Origin of the sequence: Candidatus Amarobacter glycogenicus (assembly GCF_016704105.1) — a bacterium.
In the GTDB taxonomy this organism is placed as follows: domain Bacteria; phylum Chloroflexota; class Dehalococcoidia; order Tepidiformales; family Tepidiformaceae; genus Amarobacter; species Amarobacter glycogenicus.
Genome location: NZ_JADJAT010000019.1, coordinates 368,631 through 384,776 on the forward strand (window position 1 = coordinate 368,631; position 16,146 = coordinate 384,776).

At 65.5% G+C, this 16,146-nt stretch carries 19 protein-coding genes; 8 read left to right on the forward strand and 11 right to left on the reverse strand.

Translation table 11 applies throughout. The features are described from left to right. Positions 1–6 precede the first annotated feature (6 nt). Both IPG14_RS13100 and IPG14_RS13105 read right to left on the reverse strand, forming a co-directional pair. Positions 7–369 (reverse strand): hypothetical protein, encoded by a 363-nt coding sequence (locus IPG14_RS13100; protein ID WP_343387513.1) that lies wholly within the window; start codon positions 367–369, stop codon positions 7–9. Between the two features lie 18 nt (positions 370–387). Beyond that, complete coding sequence (locus tag IPG14_RS13105; RefSeq protein ID WP_343385995.1) at positions 388–912, reverse strand: hypothetical protein; 525 nt, start codon at positions 910–912, stop codon at positions 388–390. A gap of 98 nt (positions 913–1,010) precedes the next feature. Between IPG14_RS13105 and IPG14_RS13110 the strand changes: the two genes are divergently transcribed. Next, the gene (locus IPG14_RS13110) at positions 1,011–1,469 is read left to right on the forward strand and encodes a GNAT family N-acetyltransferase (protein ID WP_343392112.1); all 459 of its coding nucleotides are present in this window, start codon (positions 1,011–1,013) and stop codon (positions 1,467–1,469) included. On the opposite strand, the gene IPG14_RS13115 is transcribed toward IPG14_RS13110, so the two are convergent. Further along, positions 1,459–2,181, reverse strand: coding sequence for a gamma-glutamyl-gamma-aminobutyrate hydrolase family protein (locus IPG14_RS13115; protein WP_343387511.1), 723 nt, complete (start codon positions 2,179–2,181; stop codon positions 1,459–1,461). The two genes, IPG14_RS13110 and IPG14_RS13115, sit on opposite strands and share 11 nt — an antisense overlap. Then, entirely contained in the window at positions 2,178–2,615 is a 438-nt protein-coding gene (locus IPG14_RS13120; protein ID WP_343385998.1) for a DUF3052 domain-containing protein, read from the reverse strand. Before IPG14_RS13120 ends, IPG14_RS13115 begins: the two co-directional genes overlap by 4 nt. Positions 2,616–2,698: 83 nt before the next feature. On the opposite strand from IPG14_RS13120, the gene IPG14_RS13125 reads away from it, so the two are divergent. The 3 genes from IPG14_RS13125 to IPG14_RS13135 all read left to right on the forward strand — a co-directional run bounded on the left by IPG14_RS13125 (position 2,699) and on the right by IPG14_RS13135 (position 5,628). Then, the gene (locus IPG14_RS13125) at positions 2,699–3,235 is read left to right on the forward strand and encodes a ferritin (RefSeq protein ID WP_343385999.1); all 537 of its coding nucleotides are present in this window, start codon (positions 2,699–2,701) and stop codon (positions 3,233–3,235) included. Positions 3,236–3,359: 124 nt separating this feature from the next. Next, positions 3,360–4,400 carry an acyl-CoA desaturase gene (locus IPG14_RS13130; RefSeq protein WP_343392113.1) on the forward strand — a complete coding sequence of 347 codons (1,041 nt, stop codon included), beginning with the start codon at positions 3,360–3,362 and terminating at the stop codon, positions 4,398–4,400. A 34-nt stretch (positions 4,401–4,434) separates the two neighbouring features. After that, on the forward strand, positions 4,435–5,628 hold the full coding sequence (locus tag IPG14_RS13135; RefSeq protein WP_343392114.1) for a cytochrome P450: 1,194 nt from the start codon (positions 4,435–4,437) through the stop codon (positions 5,626–5,628). 39 nt (positions 5,629–5,667) lie between these two features. Here IPG14_RS13135 and IPG14_RS13140 read toward each other — a convergent pair whose 3' ends face one another. Beyond that, complete coding sequence (locus tag IPG14_RS13140) at positions 5,668–6,072, reverse strand: hypothetical protein (protein WP_343386002.1); 405 nt, start codon at positions 6,070–6,072, stop codon at positions 5,668–5,670. Between the two features lie 107 nt (positions 6,073–6,179). On the opposite strand from IPG14_RS13140, the gene IPG14_RS13145 reads away from it, so the two are divergent. Further along, positions 6,180–6,746 (forward strand): carboxymuconolactone decarboxylase family protein, encoded by a 567-nt coding sequence (locus IPG14_RS13145; RefSeq protein WP_343392115.1) that lies wholly within the window; start codon positions 6,180–6,182, stop codon positions 6,744–6,746. Here the strand turns inward: IPG14_RS13145 and IPG14_RS13150 are convergent. Together IPG14_RS13150 and IPG14_RS13155 are read right to left on the reverse strand one after the other, a co-directional pair. Continuing rightward, complete coding sequence (locus IPG14_RS13150; RefSeq protein WP_343386455.1) at positions 6,685–7,005, reverse strand: TfoX/Sxy family protein; 321 nt, start codon at positions 7,003–7,005, stop codon at positions 6,685–6,687. The two genes, IPG14_RS13145 and IPG14_RS13150, sit on opposite strands and share 62 nt — an antisense overlap. Positions 7,006–7,076: 71 nt before the next feature. Next, a complete protein-coding gene (locus IPG14_RS13155; protein ID WP_343392116.1) occupies positions 7,077–7,583 on the reverse strand; it encodes a DinB family protein in 507 nt (168 codons plus the stop codon). 95 nt (positions 7,584–7,678) lie between these two features. On the opposite strand from IPG14_RS13155, the gene IPG14_RS13160 reads away from it, so the two are divergent. Continuing rightward, positions 7,679–8,362 carry a helix-turn-helix domain-containing protein gene (locus IPG14_RS13160; RefSeq protein WP_343392117.1) on the forward strand — a complete coding sequence of 228 codons (684 nt, stop codon included), beginning with the start codon at positions 7,679–7,681 and terminating at the stop codon, positions 8,360–8,362. Here the strand turns inward: IPG14_RS13160 and IPG14_RS13165 are convergent. From IPG14_RS13165 to IPG14_RS13180, 4 genes are all read right to left on the reverse strand, one after another. Continuing rightward, entirely contained in the window at positions 8,328–9,116 is a 789-nt protein-coding gene (locus IPG14_RS13165; RefSeq protein ID WP_343392118.1) for an enoyl-CoA hydratase-related protein, read from the reverse strand. The two genes, IPG14_RS13160 and IPG14_RS13165, sit on opposite strands and share 35 nt — an antisense overlap. A gap of 52 nt (positions 9,117–9,168) precedes the next feature. Next, the gene (locus IPG14_RS13170) at positions 9,169–9,726 is read right to left on the reverse strand and encodes a YqgE/AlgH family protein (RefSeq protein ID WP_343392119.1); all 558 of its coding nucleotides are present in this window, start codon (positions 9,724–9,726) and stop codon (positions 9,169–9,171) included. A gap of 50 nt (positions 9,727–9,776) precedes the next feature. Then, a complete protein-coding gene (locus tag IPG14_RS13175) occupies positions 9,777–10,994 on the reverse strand; it encodes a CoA transferase (protein WP_343386008.1) in 1,218 nt (405 codons plus the stop codon). Positions 10,995–11,090: 96 nt separating this feature from the next. Next, positions 11,091–12,647: a carboxyl transferase domain-containing protein gene (locus IPG14_RS13180; protein WP_343392120.1), complete on the reverse strand. Its 1,557-nt coding sequence runs from the start codon at positions 12,645–12,647 to the stop codon at positions 11,091–11,093. 98 nt (positions 12,648–12,745) lie between these two features. Here IPG14_RS13180 and IPG14_RS13185 point away from each other — a divergent pair, with 98 nt between their 5' ends. Then, the gene (locus IPG14_RS13185) at positions 12,746–15,205 is read left to right on the forward strand and encodes an HAD-IC family P-type ATPase (RefSeq protein ID WP_343386010.1); all 2,460 of its coding nucleotides are present in this window, start codon (positions 12,746–12,748) and stop codon (positions 15,203–15,205) included. A 49-nt stretch (positions 15,206–15,254) separates the two neighbouring features. Beyond that, complete coding sequence (purQ, locus tag IPG14_RS13190) at positions 15,255–15,956, forward strand: phosphoribosylformylglycinamidine synthase subunit PurQ (RefSeq protein ID WP_343386011.1); 702 nt, start codon at positions 15,255–15,257, stop codon at positions 15,954–15,956. The last annotated feature ends 190 nt before the right edge of the window (positions 15,957–16,146 follow it).

Here is a 16,146-nt window from a genome sequence, read left to right on the forward strand (position 1 = left end):
GTGCCGCTATCCCCCGAACTGCGCTTTGCGCGCCGCCTGGCGCGCCTTGCGCTCCTCGCCGGCTTTTCGCAAGTCTTCGAGTGCCGTCTCGTCGACGCGCATGTAGTTCGCCCGCCAGGCGGCGTTCGGCCAAGCAAACGGGGTCTTCACGGTCGACGCGGGGTATCGTGCTGATTCGAGGAGGTCAAGGCCGATCCCAAGGATCGTCCGCTGCATTTCCCGGTCAAATGGGGCGCCGCAGGGGTTCCCGAGGGGGAAGTCGGTGAAGACGAATCGAGGCACTCCGGCCTGTTCGACGATGTCGCGCGCTGCCCCGAAGACCACCGTCGGGATGCCGTTCTCTTCCAGGTGCCGTGCCGTGAGACTCACGGACTGATGGCAGACCGGTCAGAGGCCGGCGAGGAGGGCCACGTCGACTCCATCCTCCCGGCAGAACCGAAGGACCTCCGGCGCGTCGACCGTGTTCGTCTTACGCTGGCTGTACTCGGTCGGGACGCCGTAAAAGCGACTGGAAACGCTTCCCACCCGGCCCTCGGCTTGGAACTCACGAAGCGCGCGGAGCTGGAAGAACGATCCGAGGTCGTCGGTGTTGGTCGCCTCTTTGTCCCATGGCAGGTTCATCGTGAAGAGGCGCTCGGGCATAGGGTCCGATGGGTAGGCGTAGGAGGATTTCGGTGGGCTCGACGCAAAGTCGACGGCCTCCTGACCAACGTCGATAACCGACGTCGTCACCAGTCCCACGCGGCACTCGGCGAGCGGCTTTGCCAACGGCTCGAACGGGACCTGGCTGTTCCAGGCCCAGCGATACGGGTTGCCGTAGCCCTGCGCGAGATAGTACTCCCGCGACTTATCGATGTAGCTGACGAAGACCCGCCGGCCGGGGTCGACTTCGGAACCTTCCTGGAAACTCATGGCAGCACCTCGCCGCGTATCCTGGCGCGAATTGCCTGCTCGATGTACGGCTGGCCGCGACGTCCGGCCGTGCTGCATGAAGCGTACCATCTGCCGCTATGACGCTACGCATACGCCGCGCGGCCGAGGCCGACCTTCCGGGCATCATTGCTCTCATCCACCTCGGAGCACTCGGCGGGCAGGGCGCCGAAGAACTCGGCCCGCCGCTTCCGGAGGCCTACTACCAGGCTTTCCGCGAATTCAGCCGGTATCCGGAGGCCAAGGTGCTTGTCGCCGAGCTCGACGGGCACGTCGTCGGGACGTTCCAATTCCACATACTTCCCAACCTCTCCAACCGCGCGAGACCGACCGCTGAAGTCGAGAGTGTGCACGTGATGGAAGCCGTTCGCGGCCAGGGCATCGGCGGAGCGATGATGGCCTGGGCGACCGAGGACGCAAGGCGCCTCGGCTGCCGGCGGTTGCAGCTCACCAGCAACAAGGCGAGAAGCGACGCCCACCGCTTCTACGAACGTCTTGGGTTCGTGAAGAGCCATGAAGGAATGAAGCTCAACCTCTAACAGAGTTCGCGGCCTCCGCGAACGCTGCGAACAACGCGCGCGCCTGCGCCCGCTCGGGGGTCGCTTCCGGCCCCAGCGCCATGTTCTCCGGGTGCCACTGCACCCCGATGACGAAGCGCTCTCCCGGAGCTTCCACTCCCTCGATGGTGGCATCCAGGGGACTCCGGGCCGTCACGCTGAGCCCCGAGCCGATACGGGACGGGTCTATCGCCTGGTGGTGCCGCGAGTTGACCTCGACGCGGGAAGCGCCGAGCACCCGCGCCAGTCGCGAAGCCGGATCGACTTCGACTGCGTGGAAGGGGCGCCACTTCTCCTCCTGGAGCCGGCCATCACGGTGCAACTGGCCGATGTCCTGGAGCAGGCCGCCGCCGCAGTGCACGGCCAGCATCTGCATGCCCCGGCAGATCGCCAGGATCGGGATTTCACGGGAGTCTGCATGGCGAAGCGCCCTCCGCTCCAACGCATCCCGTTCCGGCTGAACAGTCTCCATTTCAGTCCCTGCGGGATCTCGGCCGTACTCCCGCGGGTGAATATCCACGCCGCCGGTGACAAGGAGCCCACGAGCTGCCGCCATGGCAGCCTCCAACTCGCCCGCCGCCTGTCCCGGGAGCAACAGGGAGACCTCGAGGTCGGCCGCACACACCTTGAGCGCATCCAGGTACGCAGTAACTCCCCGTTCGCTGCTGCCCGTCATGCAGATCCGGATGCTCACGCCGCCCCCCTCCCCGTTTTCGTCTTTTTCGGCCGGTCCGCCAGCCGCCAGACGAACCGCAGCCCGGACCATTGTTCGTCGATCGCGCACACCTTGTTGTCGACGAGTCCCGCCGCCAGCCCGAGCTCACGGATCGTGTTCTCCGAGACTGTGCTGGCGATGCCAGAACCCCGTTTCGGCCAGCCCATCCAGAGGCCGCCTGTCCACGCCAGGCGGGGCTTCATTTCCAGGAATCGCTCCTCCACCTCCTGTGCTTCGGTGACGAAGCACACCACCACATCCAGTGCGACATCGTCCGGCGCGACGAACCGCGCGCCTGGCGGTAGTGCTCCCAGCATGCCGGCGAACCCGTTTCGCTCGCCTACCACCGCGACCCGGCTTCCTTCCTTGATCCCGAGCTTCTTCGCCAGCGGAGTCTCCGAATAACCGGCCATCGGAAGACATTCTATGCACGTCGCGAACACCGGATGCAGGTACACTGGCAGCCAACCTGAGACAACAGCAGGAGCCGGAGCCCATGCAACTCTCGCCCGAACTGACCAGCGCCTACAACGACCAGATCCAGCTCGAATTCGAATCTTCGTTCGCGTACCTCCAGATGGGGGCCGACTTCGAGCTGCGCAGCCTCCCGGGGATGGCGTCATGGATGCGCCTGCAATCGGGTGAAGAACACGGACACGCGATGAAGTTCATCCAGTTCGTCCTTGACCGGGGGGCGAAACTCGAGCTGAAAGCAATCTCCGCCCCCGCACCTACGCCCGACACGGTGGTGGCAAGCTTCGAGGTCGCCCTGCACCACGAGCAACGCGTGACCAAAGCCATCCATGACCTCTACAGCAAGGCGCTCGACAACCACGACTACGCCAGCCTCCCCCTCCTTCAGTGGTTCGTGAACGAGCAGGTGGAAGAAGAGTCCACCGTTTCAACCATCCTGGACCGACTGAAGATGGTGGGCGACGACCGTACAGGCCTGCTCTTCTTGGACCGCGAACTTGGAGCCAGGACCGGCGCCGCCGCTGCGAGCCCGGCCGAGGGAGAGACCGCGTCGGCCTGAGGCGCAATACCGGGTATGTTCCCCTACATGCCCGTGGGGGCCCGGGATGATACGGTGATCCGTACCACAGCGAACTATTCGACTGTTTCATGAGGCACGGCCTCCTGAATGGAGGGTCCGACAGATGTCCGCACTGGCCACAGAAGCGCCCCCGCGCGCCCGCCCATCGGAAACGAACGACTACGCCATCCTCAAGCAGCAGATCAAGGCCGCCGGGCTGCTTGAGTCTCGATCCTCCTATTACTGGCTGAAGACGGCGCTCGCCCTGGCCACGCTGGGCGCCTCGGCCGCCATCGCCGTGCTTTCTTCCGTCTGGTGGGTGCTCCTCCTGGACGCGGCGTTCATGGGCTTCGCGTTCACGCAGATCGCGCTCCTCGCCCACGACATCGGCCACCGCCAGGGATATCGAGGCCGCCGGACGAACCGCATCGCCCGCGCGTTCTTCGGTAATGTCCTCCTCGGAGTCAGCCATTCGTGGTGGAACGACAAGCACAACCAGCACCACGCAACACCCAACCACATTGACCTGGACCCGGACATCCAATTCCCCATGATCGTCTTCTCGTCCGAGCAGATTCAGTCGCGACGCAAGTGGTTGCACCCGGTCATCGCAATTCAGGCCTTCGTCCTGTTGTTCCTGCTCCCTTTCCAGGCAGCGAACATGCGCATCATCAGCTGGCAGCACCTTTTCGACCCGAAGGCCGAAAAGCCGTGGCTCCAGGCCGCCCTGCTCTTCGCCCACTTCGCCGCCTACGGCGTCCTTCTCTACTTCATCGGCTGGCCGATGGCGCTCGTTTTCGCGCTCATCCACCAGGGCACGTTCGGGCTCTATAACAGCTCGGTCTTCGCCTCGAACCACAAGGGGATGCCGTTGACCCATGAGGGCCAGCGCATGGACTTCCTTCGCGAACAGGTGCTCACGTCCCGAAACGTCTCGGGACACCCGCTGACGGACTTCTGGTACGGCGGGCTGAACTACCAGATCGAACACCACCTCTTTCCGACGATGCCTCGCTGCAACCTGAGGAAGGCCCAGCCGCTGATCGAGCGGTTCTGCAAGGAACGAGGCATCAGCTACCATTCCACGGGCCTGTTCACTTCGTATCGCGAGGTGCTCACCCACCTGCACCGCGAGAGTGCCTCGCTCCGTGGCCATACCGCCTGACCAACGCCCGGCCGTCTGATGTACCCTGCGCGCCATGGGGCCCGACCTCGCATGCGACGCAGCCATCCGCGAGCCGGCGGCCTACTTCGGCCGCGCCCTCCAGGACGGTCCGGTGCAGTGGAGCGACTCCCAGCGTGGCTGGCTGATCCTCTCCCACGCCGAAGTCGAGGCCGGGTTCCGCGATAGCGAGCGCCTCTCCGCCGAACGCACGGGCGCCTTTGCGCGGGCGGCAGAGGGCCGCTCCGAAGCCTTTGGCCGGGCGATCGAGTTGCTCAGCGCCTGGATGAACTTCCGCGACCCACCGGCCCATTCCGTCCTGCGCGAACCCGTGAAGGGCGCCTTCACGCCCAGGGCCGTCTCCGCGATGGAGGACCAGGTCCAGGGCATCGTCGACGACGCGATCGACAGGTTCGATGGCCCCGTCGTCGACCTGAACGCAGCATTCGCCCATCCCATCCCGGCCACGGCAATCGCCTCCATTCTTGGGGCCGACCCTGAGGATCGGCATCGCTTCCAGGGCTGGTCCGACGACATTGGGCGGCTGGTCTTCGCGATGGAGCCCGGCAAGATCGCGGAAGGTCCAGTGAACCGGGCCGTGGCGGAGTTCGTCGCTTACTTCGGCCAGCTCATCGAACGCGAGCGCCGTGCACCGACCTCCAGCGTCCTTTCGGCGATCGTCCACTCGCCTATCGGCGGACTCTCGGAGATGGAACTCGTCGGCGCGTGCACCCTCATCCTGTTCGGCGGACACGAGACCACCACGACGCTGCTGACGAACGCTCTCTGCCTCCTTCTCGAACGGCCCGAGCTCGTTGAGTGGATGCGCGCGCACCCGGAGGCAACACCGTCCGCGGTCGAGGAGTTTATGCGCGTTTGCGGGCCTGCCCGGAGCATGCCGCGAAAAGTCGCTCGCGACCATGAGCGAGGCGGGCAGCCGCTGCGGCAAGGGCAGAACGTTTTCCTCGCGATCGTATCCGCCAACCACGATGACACGGTGTTCGCACGGCCCCAGCGGATCGACCTCACGCGCGAACCAAACCCTCACCTCGGGTTCGGATGGGGGCTGCACTTCTGCCTTGGCGCCAACCTGGCCCGGCTCGAGGCGCGGATCGCCCTGAACACCCTCCTCCAGCGGTTCGACCGGTTCGAAGCCGCCGGACCGATCCCTCCGGCAAGGGCGAGCGCGATGGGCTTCGGCCGGAGACCGGTGCTCGCTCGGCTCAGGTAGGGTTTTCGGCGGCGAGGGATCGAGCGGACTGCCTCGACGCTACTTCAGCGCCTCGAGCTCCGTGGCCATCTTCGCGAGGAGCGACACTTTCCCTGCAGCATCAACCCCCAACACGGATGCCCAGTTGTCGCACGTCGGCGTGAACTTCGTGTAGTCGGCGCCGGGATACTGGACGTTTTCGCGGCCCGTCCGCACGTCGCTACAGAGGCGGGTGACAGGATCCTGAAGGAGGTTCGCGCCACAATCGCCCTTCCCGTCCACCTGTCCTTGGTAGCAGTCCCTGATCCTGGTCACTTCCGTGGCGAACGCGGCCGCCATGCCGGCGGTCCCGGCCGCGCTCGTACCGTTGCCGCCGCCTCCACCCCCGCCGGGAGAGGCGGTCCCCCCTCCGCAGGCAGCGAACGTAACGGCGAGGACGGCGGCAAGGACGAGGTGCTTCGGCATGCGGCGGAAGTCTAGGCTAACCTAAATCCAATGCAACACTTAATGTGCCCCTGTCGAACAGTTCGTAGCGGGTACACTTTGCCTTCCCGCAGCACTGGAGATGCAAAATGACTCGTCAGACCCGACGCGACCCCGGCACCTTTACGGCCGAACAGCGGACCGAATATGAAAGCCTCCTCCGCTCGCGCAAACCCCGGCCGGACGGCACCATCGGCGGTCCTTTCGACCCCTGGCTGCTCAACCCCGAGATGTCCCACCGCCTGCGCGGCCTGGGCGGAATGCTGTGGGAACGCACCTCGCTCGACCGGGGCCTGGTGGAGCTCGCGATTTCGATCACGGGACGCGTGTGGGAAGCGAACGTAGAGTGGGCCTCCCATGCCCCCCGCGCGGTCGAGTACGGTGTTCCTCAGGCCGTGATGGACGATGTCTACGCCGGCCGCCGGCCCAACGGCACGCCGGAACAGGTGCTCGTCTACGACGTCTGTATGGCGATGCACATCGACCACCGGCTGTCCCGCCCGCTCTGCGAATCCGCCACGGCGGCCTTCGGCGAACGCGGACTGGCCGAGATCATGGCTGCCATCGGCTACTACGTGCTGGTCTCCATGACGCTCAACGCCTTCGAGGTCGAAGTTGCGCCGGGGACACCCGTACCTTTCGCGCGCGAACCGTAGGCACGCTCCCCCTGGGCGGAAGACTGGCTGCGAAGGCGAGGCCGAGAGCGACCCAGTCCGGAAGCGACGTTTCGCTCAGACCGGCCCCTTCCACGATGACGAAACCCCTCATGACGCGCCCGGTGAAGTCCATGGGGCGGGCGAAGGGCCGTGCCAACGCTTCCTGGTTGGCCGCGGGTCCCGTCCTCACGAGCAAGTCGCCGCCCATCACCCCGCAGGCCATGTGCCCGCCAATCAGAAAGCACAGCCCGCCGAACATCTTCTGCTCAGTGAAAGCGCTGGCGGCCAGCGTCTGACGGATGCGCTCTGCGAGCCGTTCGTCATACACCGCTAGAACGGGAGGCCCTTCAGTCCCTGGGCGCCTTTGAGGGCACTAATCTCGCCGGCGTGTTCTGAGATGTGGACGAGGCCGAAGGAGTTGAGGAAGGCGCCGACTGTGATGTCCTGCCCCATGGGCGAACGGACTGTCCGGTCGAAATCGGCCGCGGTCGCCGACAAGAGGAACGCACCGGTGCGTGCAAACACCGCCTCGCCGTACTGTTTCAGTCCGCCCACGTTCAGTTTGAGCGCCAGCCATTCAGGCGTCATTCCTGGTGAGACGATGGTGATGCCGGTCCGTTCCCGCCAATCACCGCTCTCCAGCAGCATCGGCGCTCCGTTGGCCTGCCCGACCATCATGTCCTCGCCATAGATCGCGTGGGCGAAGATAGCAGCCACCGACGGCACGTTGCCGATGCGATAGGTCGCCGCCTGGTCTTCCAGGTCCGCAACAACGGCGTTGAAGACCATGTGTGCAATATCGAAACCTGACTGGATGATCGCTGCCCGAGGTTCCATGAAATCCTCCCGACTCACTTCGCGGCTGGCCGCGTGGGGTCCGAGTGTGCGACTTCTACTTAAAAAGTACAAGGTCTTTCTGTTAAAGTTTCTTCGTGACCGAGTACGCCCAGTTCTGCGCGCTGGCCCGGGCTGCCGAGATTCTCGGCGAACGCTGGACGCTGCTGATACTCCGGGAACTCTACCTTGGCCCAAAGCGCTTTTCCGACCTTTCGGCGCGGCTGAAACCGGTTGCGCCCGGAATCCTGAACGGGCGGCTCCGGTCGCTCGAACGGCACGGGGTCATTGCCCGGCGGAACGTCGGGCCGCCCACCCCAGCGCGGCTCTACGAACTCACCGAGTCGGGCCGCGCCCTCGAGCCGGCGCTCTTCGAGCTGCTCCGATGGGGAGCGCGCTACCTCTTCCCGCAACGGCCCGGCGAACGCTTCGAGACCGAATGGTTGGTTATGGTGCTGCGAGCGTATCTGCGGGGGGGGCCGACACCGAACCACCTGATCGCTCTCCGGATCGAGGGATTCGCAAGTCCGGTTGCCTGGATCCGTGGCGGGGAAGCCGGCACCGAGGTAGCGCTTTTCGGAGAGGGCGAGGATGCGACCGTGGAGACAAGCGTCGGCGGCGTGCTTGGCCTGATGTCCTCCAGGCTGCCCTTCGAGGACGCGGTCGCTAGCGATACCGCACGAGTAACGGGAAGCATGGAGGCGGCCCGCGCCTTCCCTTCCTACTTCCTGGCCGCTGGCGAGGCACCTACCGCCGGAACACTGGAGTCCGCTTCTCCATGAACGCCGCCACCGCCTCCTTGTGGTCCGGCTCCGCCCGGGCGTAAGCGTTCTGGGCGTTTTCGCGGAGCATCACCGATTGGACGTCGGAATTGGTTGCGTTCAGCTCCAGCACCTTCTTCACCCGGGCGACGGCCGCGGGAGCGTGCTGGCCGATCATCTCACCGAGTTCGCAGGCCCGCGCGATGAGCCGCTCATGCGGGACTACCTCACTGACCAGGCCGGCGCGAAGCGCTTCCTCCCCTTCGACCATGCGGGCCGTCAGGCACCACTCCTGAGCCCGTCCGAGGCCGACAAGCTGTGGCAGGAAGTACGAACTGGCAAGTTCCGGCACGAGTGCCATCTTCACGAACGAGAAGCCGAAGCGGGCGTTTTCGCTGGCGATCCGGATGTCCATCGGGAGGATGTGGGTTACCCCGACACCGACGGCCACGCCGTTTACGGCGGCGATCGTCGGCTTGGGCATGCGCCGGAGGAACGCCAGCCAGTTGTCCTCGCCGGCAGTGGCCGAGCCCCTCGGCGCCTCGCCGCCCTGGATCTGTTGCGCCCAGCCCCCGATGTCCGCGCCGGAACAATAGGCGCGGCCCGCGCCCGTGAACACGATTGCCGAGACCGCCGCGTCGGCGTTGGCGCGCTCCACCACGTCGCGCATCTCGTACATCATGTCGTTGTTCCAGGCGTTCAGCCGCTCGGGACGATTCAGCGTCAGGACGGTAACCGTCCCCCTCTGGTCGACGATGACATTCTGGTAGTCCATGGCGATTCCCCCGATGCGAAAGCGAGGGCGAGTCTACCGCAACCGCCGCCCTTCAGTTCACTCCGGGGTCGTTCGGCGCATACGCGAACATCGCCAGTCTTCCCGGCTGCCGCTGGAGGACATCCCTCCAGAGGGTCTCCGGCCGCGCGCTGAAGATATCGTCCTCCATGGCATCGACGACGAACCACGACTCCTGCTCAAGCTCGGCTTCCAGCTGTCCGCCTGTCCAGCCGGCGTAACCGGCGTAGAGGCGGACTTCCGCGAGACTGCCCGAAAGCTCTTCGATCGGCCTGGAGAGGTCGAGCAAGCCGGTCCTGCCAACGATCAGGTTCGGCGTCGGTATGTCGAGGATTGGTTTCCAACGGCCAAGCACGAGGGCTGCAGCCGTTTCGACCGGCCCGCCGGAGAAGAGTACCGCCGGTTCGCTCGCGAACGGTTCGAACCTGGGCAGGTGGCGGGCGACTGCCTCCCCCTTCAGAGGCCGGTTGATGACCACCCCGAGCGCACCTTCGGCGTCATGCGCACACACGAAGACAACCGTGCGAAAGAACGTTGGTTCCGTGATGCGGAGACTCGCAAGGAGCAGTTTGCCGGCAAGTGAATCGGCCACGGGGCGATCATCGCAAAGCCGCGCCCTATCCGCAGGTGGGGGAGCGGAGGTCAGCGAGTCGCGGCGAACACCGGCGGTTCGAGCCCGACGATTCCAGCGGCTTCGAGGCCCTTAATCTCGCTTTCCGAAAGCCCGAGCACACCCGCGAGGACACTGGCGGTGTGCTCACCGAGGAGGGGCGCAGGGATCACGTCGACCTCGGAATCGGTCATGTGCACGGGAGGTGCAAGCAGTTGAAAGTCGCCGACGGTGGGGTGGTGGATGGTCCGGATCATGTTTCGCGCCTTCAGGTGCCGGTCATCCAGGATGTCGGCCGTGTCGTAGATGGCGCTGCAGGGCACTCCGGCGGCGGCGAGCGTCTCCATCGCTTCGAACTTCGTCCGCTGGCGAGTCCATTCGGCGATGATCTCCCAGAGGGCATCGCCGTTGGCGTGGCGGTCGCGGGTCGTGAGGAAACGGGGGTCCGTGCCCAGTTCGGGCAGCCCGATGGCGATCGTCAGCGCGTCCCACATCCGGCTCGTCGCCGTGAAGATATAGAGATAGTCGTTCGGGCCGCCGCCGCCACACGGGTAAAGGTCAGTGGGCACGACCGTTCGGTTGCCGCGGCGGGTGATGGGGTTACCTCGCCACTCCCGTTGCGACATCGGCTCGCGCATGAAGTTGGCGATGATCTCCTGCATGGCGATCTCGACCATCTGGCCCTTCCCCGTGCTGAGGCGTTGGATGTACGCGGCGAGGATGCCGAGCGCACAGTGCACGCCGGACCCCGTATCGCCGAAAGTCGCACCTGGCCGCATCGGCGTGCCATCCGGCAATCCTGTCACGCTGAACGATCCACCTGCGGCCTGGGCGACCATGTCGAAGCACTTGAATTCGCTGTACGGCCCAGTCGTCCCGAACCCCTTGATCGTCGCGTAGATGATCGCCGGGTTGACTTCCTTCAGGACGTCGTAACCGATGCCGAGCTTCTCCATCGTGCCGAGGGTGAAGTTCTCGACGACGACGTCCACCTTCGGGACCAGCTTCAAGAAAAGGTCGCGGCCCTGGGGGGTGTCGAGCGCGATCGCCACGCTCTTCTTGTTGTTGTTGAAGCTGAGGAAGTAGAACGAGTCCTTGCCGCTTCCGGAAACATGCCGACCCGGGTCGCCCACGCCGGGGCGTTCCACCTTGTAAACATCGGCGCCAAACCAGGCAAGGTACTGCGTGGACGACGTCCCCGCCTCGTACTGGGTGAGGTCGAGCACTTTGACACCATCAAGGGCGGGCATGGGAGCCTCCAGCGGCGTTGGATGGGCGATTCTAGCGAGTTTGAGCGGGAATTTCGCGGCGCAGTTCCCGGCCGGCGCCTGTCGAGACGGTCGCGTTCACGGCCGGAAGCCGCGGGACTTCTTGCCCAGGCTGTGCGCAGCGATCGCATACGCCTGGTGCACCCATTCGCACAGGATCGGCCGCGTCTCACGCGGGTCGATCATGTGCTCGATGCCGAAGGCATGAGCGGTGCGGATCGGCGCCCGGACGGCGCCCAGCCGTTCCATCAACTCGGCGCGAAGGGCATCGGGGTCGGGAGAATTGGCGAGGTCGCGCTTGAACGCCGCTTCGATGCCGCCTTCGAGCGGAAGGCTGCCCCAGTCGGCGCTCGGCCAGGCATACCGGAGGTTCAACTTCGCAGTGTTGGCATGGGCCGCCCCGGCAACGCCATACGCCCGGCGGACGACGATCGTGACCCACGGGACGGTCGCCTGGAATACCGCCGTCATCGCGCTCGCACCTTTGCGAATCGTTGCCGCCTTTTCGCCCCAGGTCCCGATGACAAAGCCGGGCTGGTCCAGGAAATTCACACAGGGCAGGTGGAACGTGTCGCAGAGGTCGATGAAGCGGGCCATCTTCTCGCTCCCGTCGGCTGTGAGGCCGCCGCCGTAGAAGTACGGGTCGTTGGCGATGACTCCGACCGGGAAGCCATCGAGGCGGCCGAAGCCCGCGACGAGCGACTGCCCCCAGCCCGCTCCGATCTCGAAGAATGAGTCAGTATCCAGGACGGCCCCAAGGATCTGGCGGACCTTGTAGGGGCGCCGGCGGTTCTTCGGGACAGCCGAAAGGAGAGACTCCTCCCTCCGGTTCGGGTCATCCGTGGGCGCGGCCCGCGCGGGCTGCTCCCAGACATTGCTGGGGAGGTAGGAGAGGAATTGTCGGATCTGCCGGAAGGCATCCTCCTCGGTTTCTGCGAGGTTATCGACGACCCCGTTGCGGTAGTGGATTTCCCAGCCGCCGAGGTCTTCCTTGGTGACTGTTTCGTTCATCCCGGCGGCCACGACGGGAGGGCCGGCTACGAAAACCTGGGAGGTATCCTTCACCATGATCGACCAGTGGGCGGTGACCACCCGGGCGGCGCCCAGCCCAGCCACGCTGCCCATGGCGGCGGCGATCACCGGGACCTCGCTCATCATCTCGACGATAGTGTCCCATCCGGGGTTGGCCGGAATGTAGGTGTGCCCCTGGTTCCCCTGGGTCCGGACCGAGCCACCGCCGCCGGTGCCATCCACAAGCCGGATAATCGGCATCCGTAGCTCGCGCGCCATCTTCTCCGCATAGACCTGCTTGCCGCCGATCGAAGCGTCGGCAGCCCCACCACGGACGGTGAAGTCGTCACCCCCGACCACGACTCGGCGGCCGTCGATCTTCGCGAATCCGGCGACAAAGTTCGCGGGGCGGAACGCAGCCAGGTTCCCCTGTTCGTCGTACTCTGCCTTCCCCGCGAGGGCGCCGGTCTCGGCGAATGTGCCGGGATCGACAAGGCCGGCTATCCGCTCTCGGACGGTCAGCTTGCCGCCATCGTGCTGCCGCACGACGTTGTCGGCGCCGCCCATCTCCTTCGCGAGTTCGATGCGGCGTTGGATTTCGAGGACTTCAGGTTCCCAGGTCATGGCGCGGAGTTAAACACAAAGCACCATGATTGGCGAAGATGTCCCGCTCCTTCACCGGTTCTCTTTCGCCTTCGGACTCGGGACGGCACGCTAGTGCGGTGAGTCAGGTTGCCCAGGAGTCACTGCCCGGGATTCTCGAACGGCCCCCCCAGCGTGGTCTTTCCAGCTCGGATGCCATCGCTCGTGCTGCCGCCGGGCTTTCCAACCAGGATGGTTCAGCCATCCGGACGGACGGCGACGTCGTCCGTTCGAACGTCGTCACCTTCTTCAACCTCGTTCTGGCGTTGCTGATTGTCGCCCTCCTGGCGGTGGGCGAGTTCAAAGACGGTGCGTTCGTCGGTCTCGTCGTGATGGCGAACGTCGCCGTCTCGACGCTCCAGGAGCTGAAAGCGACGCGCACGCTCCGGGAACTGCGGGCGTTGACCGCACCGCGGGCGACGGTCGTGCGCGATGGCCACGAAGATGCGATCGCAGCAGAGGACGTCGTCCAGGGAGACCTCCTCCACCTGCGAAAGGGCGACCAGGTGGTCGCCGATGGCCACATCGTGGACCGAACCGCCGAGATCGACGAATCGCTGCTGACCGGCGAGTCGGACTCAGTCAGCCGCGGCCCGGGCGACCTGCTCCGTTCGGGCAGCTTCTGCACCGCCGGAGACTGCTACTACACTGCGGAGCAGGTCGGCGCCGAAGCCTATGCGGTGAAGCTGACGGCACACGCTCGAGAACTCGTGAAACGCTCGACGCCGCTTCAGATTCGCTTTCGGCGCATCCTCCGGGTGCTGCTCACGGCCACGGGGCTACTCGCGGTCGCCTTAATGATTTCCTACATGATGGAAGACAAGGGCATCGCCGAGACGGTCAAAGCGACGACCGCAACCGTCACGACGGTGGTGCCCACCGGGCTGCTGCTGGGCATGACCGTCGCCTTCGCGGTCGGTGCCGTGCGCGTTTCGCGTTCGGGCGCAATTGTCCAGGACATCAACGCCGTTGAGGCGCTGAACTACGTCGACGTCATCTGTCTGGACAAGACAGGCACGATCACGGCGAACGAAATGACGCTCGCCGAAATCCGCTGGATGCCGGGCGAGGACTGGAACGCCGGGTGGCTCGCTGCCTTTGCGGCGGCTACTGCGCACGAAAGCAAGACCGCCGCCGCGCTCGGCGAGGGGCTTGTTCGCCAGTCGAACGGCGCGGGCGCTTCCGGTTCGGTACCTTTCAATTCCGAGCGGCGCTGGAGTGCGCTCCAGCTCATCCTCGGCAACCAGCGGCGCAGCTTCGTGCTCGGTGCACCGGAGACCGTCCTCCCCCTGTGCGACGGTGGGCTTGAACTTCGCGACGCCTATGAGGCGGCCGCAACGAGCGGCCTGCGCGGCGTGGTGTTCGCAGAATCGCCCTCGGGCTTGCCTTCCATCGAGAGCCCCCCGCACGACCTTCAGCCGCTCGCTCTGGTGCTGCTCGGGGACCGGTTGCGAGGCGAGGTTCGAGGCGCGTTCGACACGATGGACCGCCTCGGCATCGAACCGAAGATCATCAGCGGAGACAATCCCGCGACGATCCGGGCGCTCCTCGCCCAGCTCGGTATCACCCTTGCCGGCGGCATCGTCTCCGGCGCCGAGATCGAGCCACTCGAGGGCGAAGCCTTCCGGGCAGCGGTCGAGGCCAACAGCGTCTTTGGCCGGGTCACGCCGGCGCTCAAGGCGCGGATCGTCGTGGCACTGCGGGAGCGCGGCCACTTCGTCGCGATGGTGGGCGACGGAGCGAACGATGTGCAGGCGCTCCGCGCGTCCGATGTCGCCGTCTCGATGGCATCCGGGACGGCCACCACGCGCGCGGTCGCCGGGATCGTCCTCCTGAACGACTCCTTCGAAGCCCTCATCCGGGGAACGAAGGAGGCCACCGCGGTCCTCGGCAACGCGGCCCGCCTGAGCAAGCTCTTCCTGGCCAAGAGCATGTACGCCTACCTGATCATCGTGGCGACGAACATGCTCGGCCTCGACTTCCCGTTCCTGCCGCGGCACGGGTCGCTGACAGCGTTGCTCACCCTCGGCATTCCCGCGATCTTCATCTCGATCAGCATCCCTCCGCCAGGCAGCGGGAGGGACTTCACCCGCAACGTCCTGCAGTGGGCGCTCCCCGCTTCGCTCGCCCTGGCGGCCGCGGCGATTATCGTCCACCTCCTTACGGAGGGCCTGCTGGACCGTTCGATCGAAGAGGCGAGGACCCTGGTTTCACTCACCATGGGTATCACCGGGCTGTTCTTCATGGTCGAGGTGCTGGGCTTCCACGGAGCGTCGTGGAGAAGCCTAACCCGTCCCGTCATGACGACTTTGCTCGGCGGTCTCCTCGTGGCCGGATTCCTCCTGACGGTCTACACACCGGCCCTGCGCCGATTCTTCGATTTCACCGAGGTGCACACCGGCGACTGGGTCATCGTCTCGTTCGCGGTCGCTGGAGCTCTCGCCGGCCAATACCTGCTCAGCCGATACTGGCAGGAGTTCCTGGACCTCGTGACGGCTGCCCCAAAGAAGTCCGAAGCTCTCCGCGGCCGGGCAATCTGAGTGTCCCGCGCCCTAACTGGTAGGAGACTCGCCAGTTAGAATGGTCAGCATGAAGTTCGCGATCATCCGCTTCCCCGGGACCTGGAGCGACAGGGACTGCTATCACGTCCTCCACAACGTTCTCGAACAGCAAGCCGAGATTCTCTGGCACCGCGAAACGGACCTCTCACGGTTCGATGCGGTGGTGCTGCCCGGCGGCTTCTCCTACGGGGATTACCTCCGGACGGGCGCAATCGCCCGCTTTTCGCCGGTAATGGAAGCGGTCGCCAGCTTCGCCGAGGCCGGCAAACCCGTGATCGGCATCTGCAACGGCTTCCAGGTACTCTGCGAAAGCCACCTGCTTCCCGGCGCGCTCATGCGGAACCAGAGCCTGGAGTTCCGTTGCGAGTGGGTCCACCTCCGCCGCGAGGGCGGGGCTACACCATGGGCGGATGGCATCGCGGATGGGGAAGTCATCCGCGTGCCCATCTCCCACGGAGAAGGCAACTACTACGCCGATGCAAAGACGCTCGATGAACTGGAACTGAAGGGCCGGGTGGTCTTCCGCTACTGCGACGCCGCAGGCGAGGTGACGCCGGCGGCGAACCCCAACGGGAGCGCGCGCAACATTGCCGGGATCATCAACGCCCGTGGGAACGTCCTCGGCATGATGCCCCACCCCGAGCGTGCCGGAGAGGCCCTGGTGGGCGGCAGCGACGGCAATCGGATGTGGGAATCGCTGATTGGCCAGGCTGTGGCACTCGTCGGCTAACCGCCCGAACCCGCGACTCCATCTCTGGTGACCGCCAGGACGGACCCTACCCGCGCCGCCTCATGTCCCGCAGCGCCCCGCCGCGCGGCGGCCATCCCCTAGGGGCGAACCACGATTCTCGCCACGAACCTGTCGCAAAATCTTTACACAGCCGTGTAAGCGGGCGTACAACGGTGTCAGATACCGGCAT

What these genes read in the sequence shown, in the direction of transcription:
- IPG14_RS13150 (WP_343386455.1), bottom strand. Translation starts at nt 7,005, where the DNA reads ATGTTCGGCGGGCTGTGCTTTCTGATTGGCGGGCACATGGCCTGCGGG.
- IPG14_RS13165 (WP_343392118.1), bottom strand. Translation starts at nt 9,116, where the DNA reads ATGGACTACCAGAATGTCATCGTCGACCAGAGGGGGACGGTTACCGTC.
- IPG14_RS13135 (WP_343392114.1), top strand. Translation starts at nt 4,435, where the DNA reads ATGGGGCCCGACCTCGCATGCGACGCAGCCATCCGCGAGCCGGCGGCC.
- IPG14_RS13120 (WP_343385998.1), bottom strand. Translation starts at nt 2,615, where the DNA reads ATGGCCGGTTATTCGGAGACTCCGCTGGCGAAGAAGCTCGGGATCAAG.
- IPG14_RS13105 (WP_343385995.1), bottom strand. Translation starts at nt 912, where the DNA reads ATGAGTTTCCAGGAAGGTTCCGAAGTCGACCCCGGCCGGCGGGTCTTC.
- IPG14_RS13175 (WP_343386008.1), bottom strand. Translation starts at nt 10,994, where the DNA reads ATGCCCGCCCTTGATGGTGTCAAAGTGCTCGACCTCACCCAGTACGAG.
- IPG14_RS13145 (WP_343392115.1), top strand. Translation starts at nt 6,180, where the DNA reads ATGACTCGTCAGACCCGACGCGACCCCGGCACCTTTACGGCCGAACAG.
- IPG14_RS13125 (WP_343385999.1), top strand. Translation starts at nt 2,699, where the DNA reads ATGCAACTCTCGCCCGAACTGACCAGCGCCTACAACGACCAGATCCAG.
- purQ (WP_343386011.1), top strand. Translation starts at nt 15,255, where the DNA reads ATGAAGTTCGCGATCATCCGCTTCCCCGGGACCTGGAGCGACAGGGAC.
- IPG14_RS13110 (WP_343392112.1), top strand. Translation starts at nt 1,011, where the DNA reads ATGACGCTACGCATACGCCGCGCGGCCGAGGCCGACCTTCCGGGCATC.
- IPG14_RS13140 (WP_343386002.1), bottom strand. Translation starts at nt 6,072, where the DNA reads ATGCCGAAGCACCTCGTCCTTGCCGCCGTCCTCGCCGTTACGTTCGCT.
- IPG14_RS13130 (WP_343392113.1), top strand. Translation starts at nt 3,360, where the DNA reads ATGTCCGCACTGGCCACAGAAGCGCCCCCGCGCGCCCGCCCATCGGAA.
- IPG14_RS13155 (WP_343392116.1), bottom strand. Translation starts at nt 7,583, where the DNA reads ATGGAACCTCGGGCAGCGATCATCCAGTCAGGTTTCGATATTGCACAC.
- IPG14_RS13180 (WP_343392120.1), bottom strand. Translation starts at nt 12,647, where the DNA reads ATGACCTGGGAACCTGAAGTCCTCGAAATCCAACGCCGCATCGAACTC.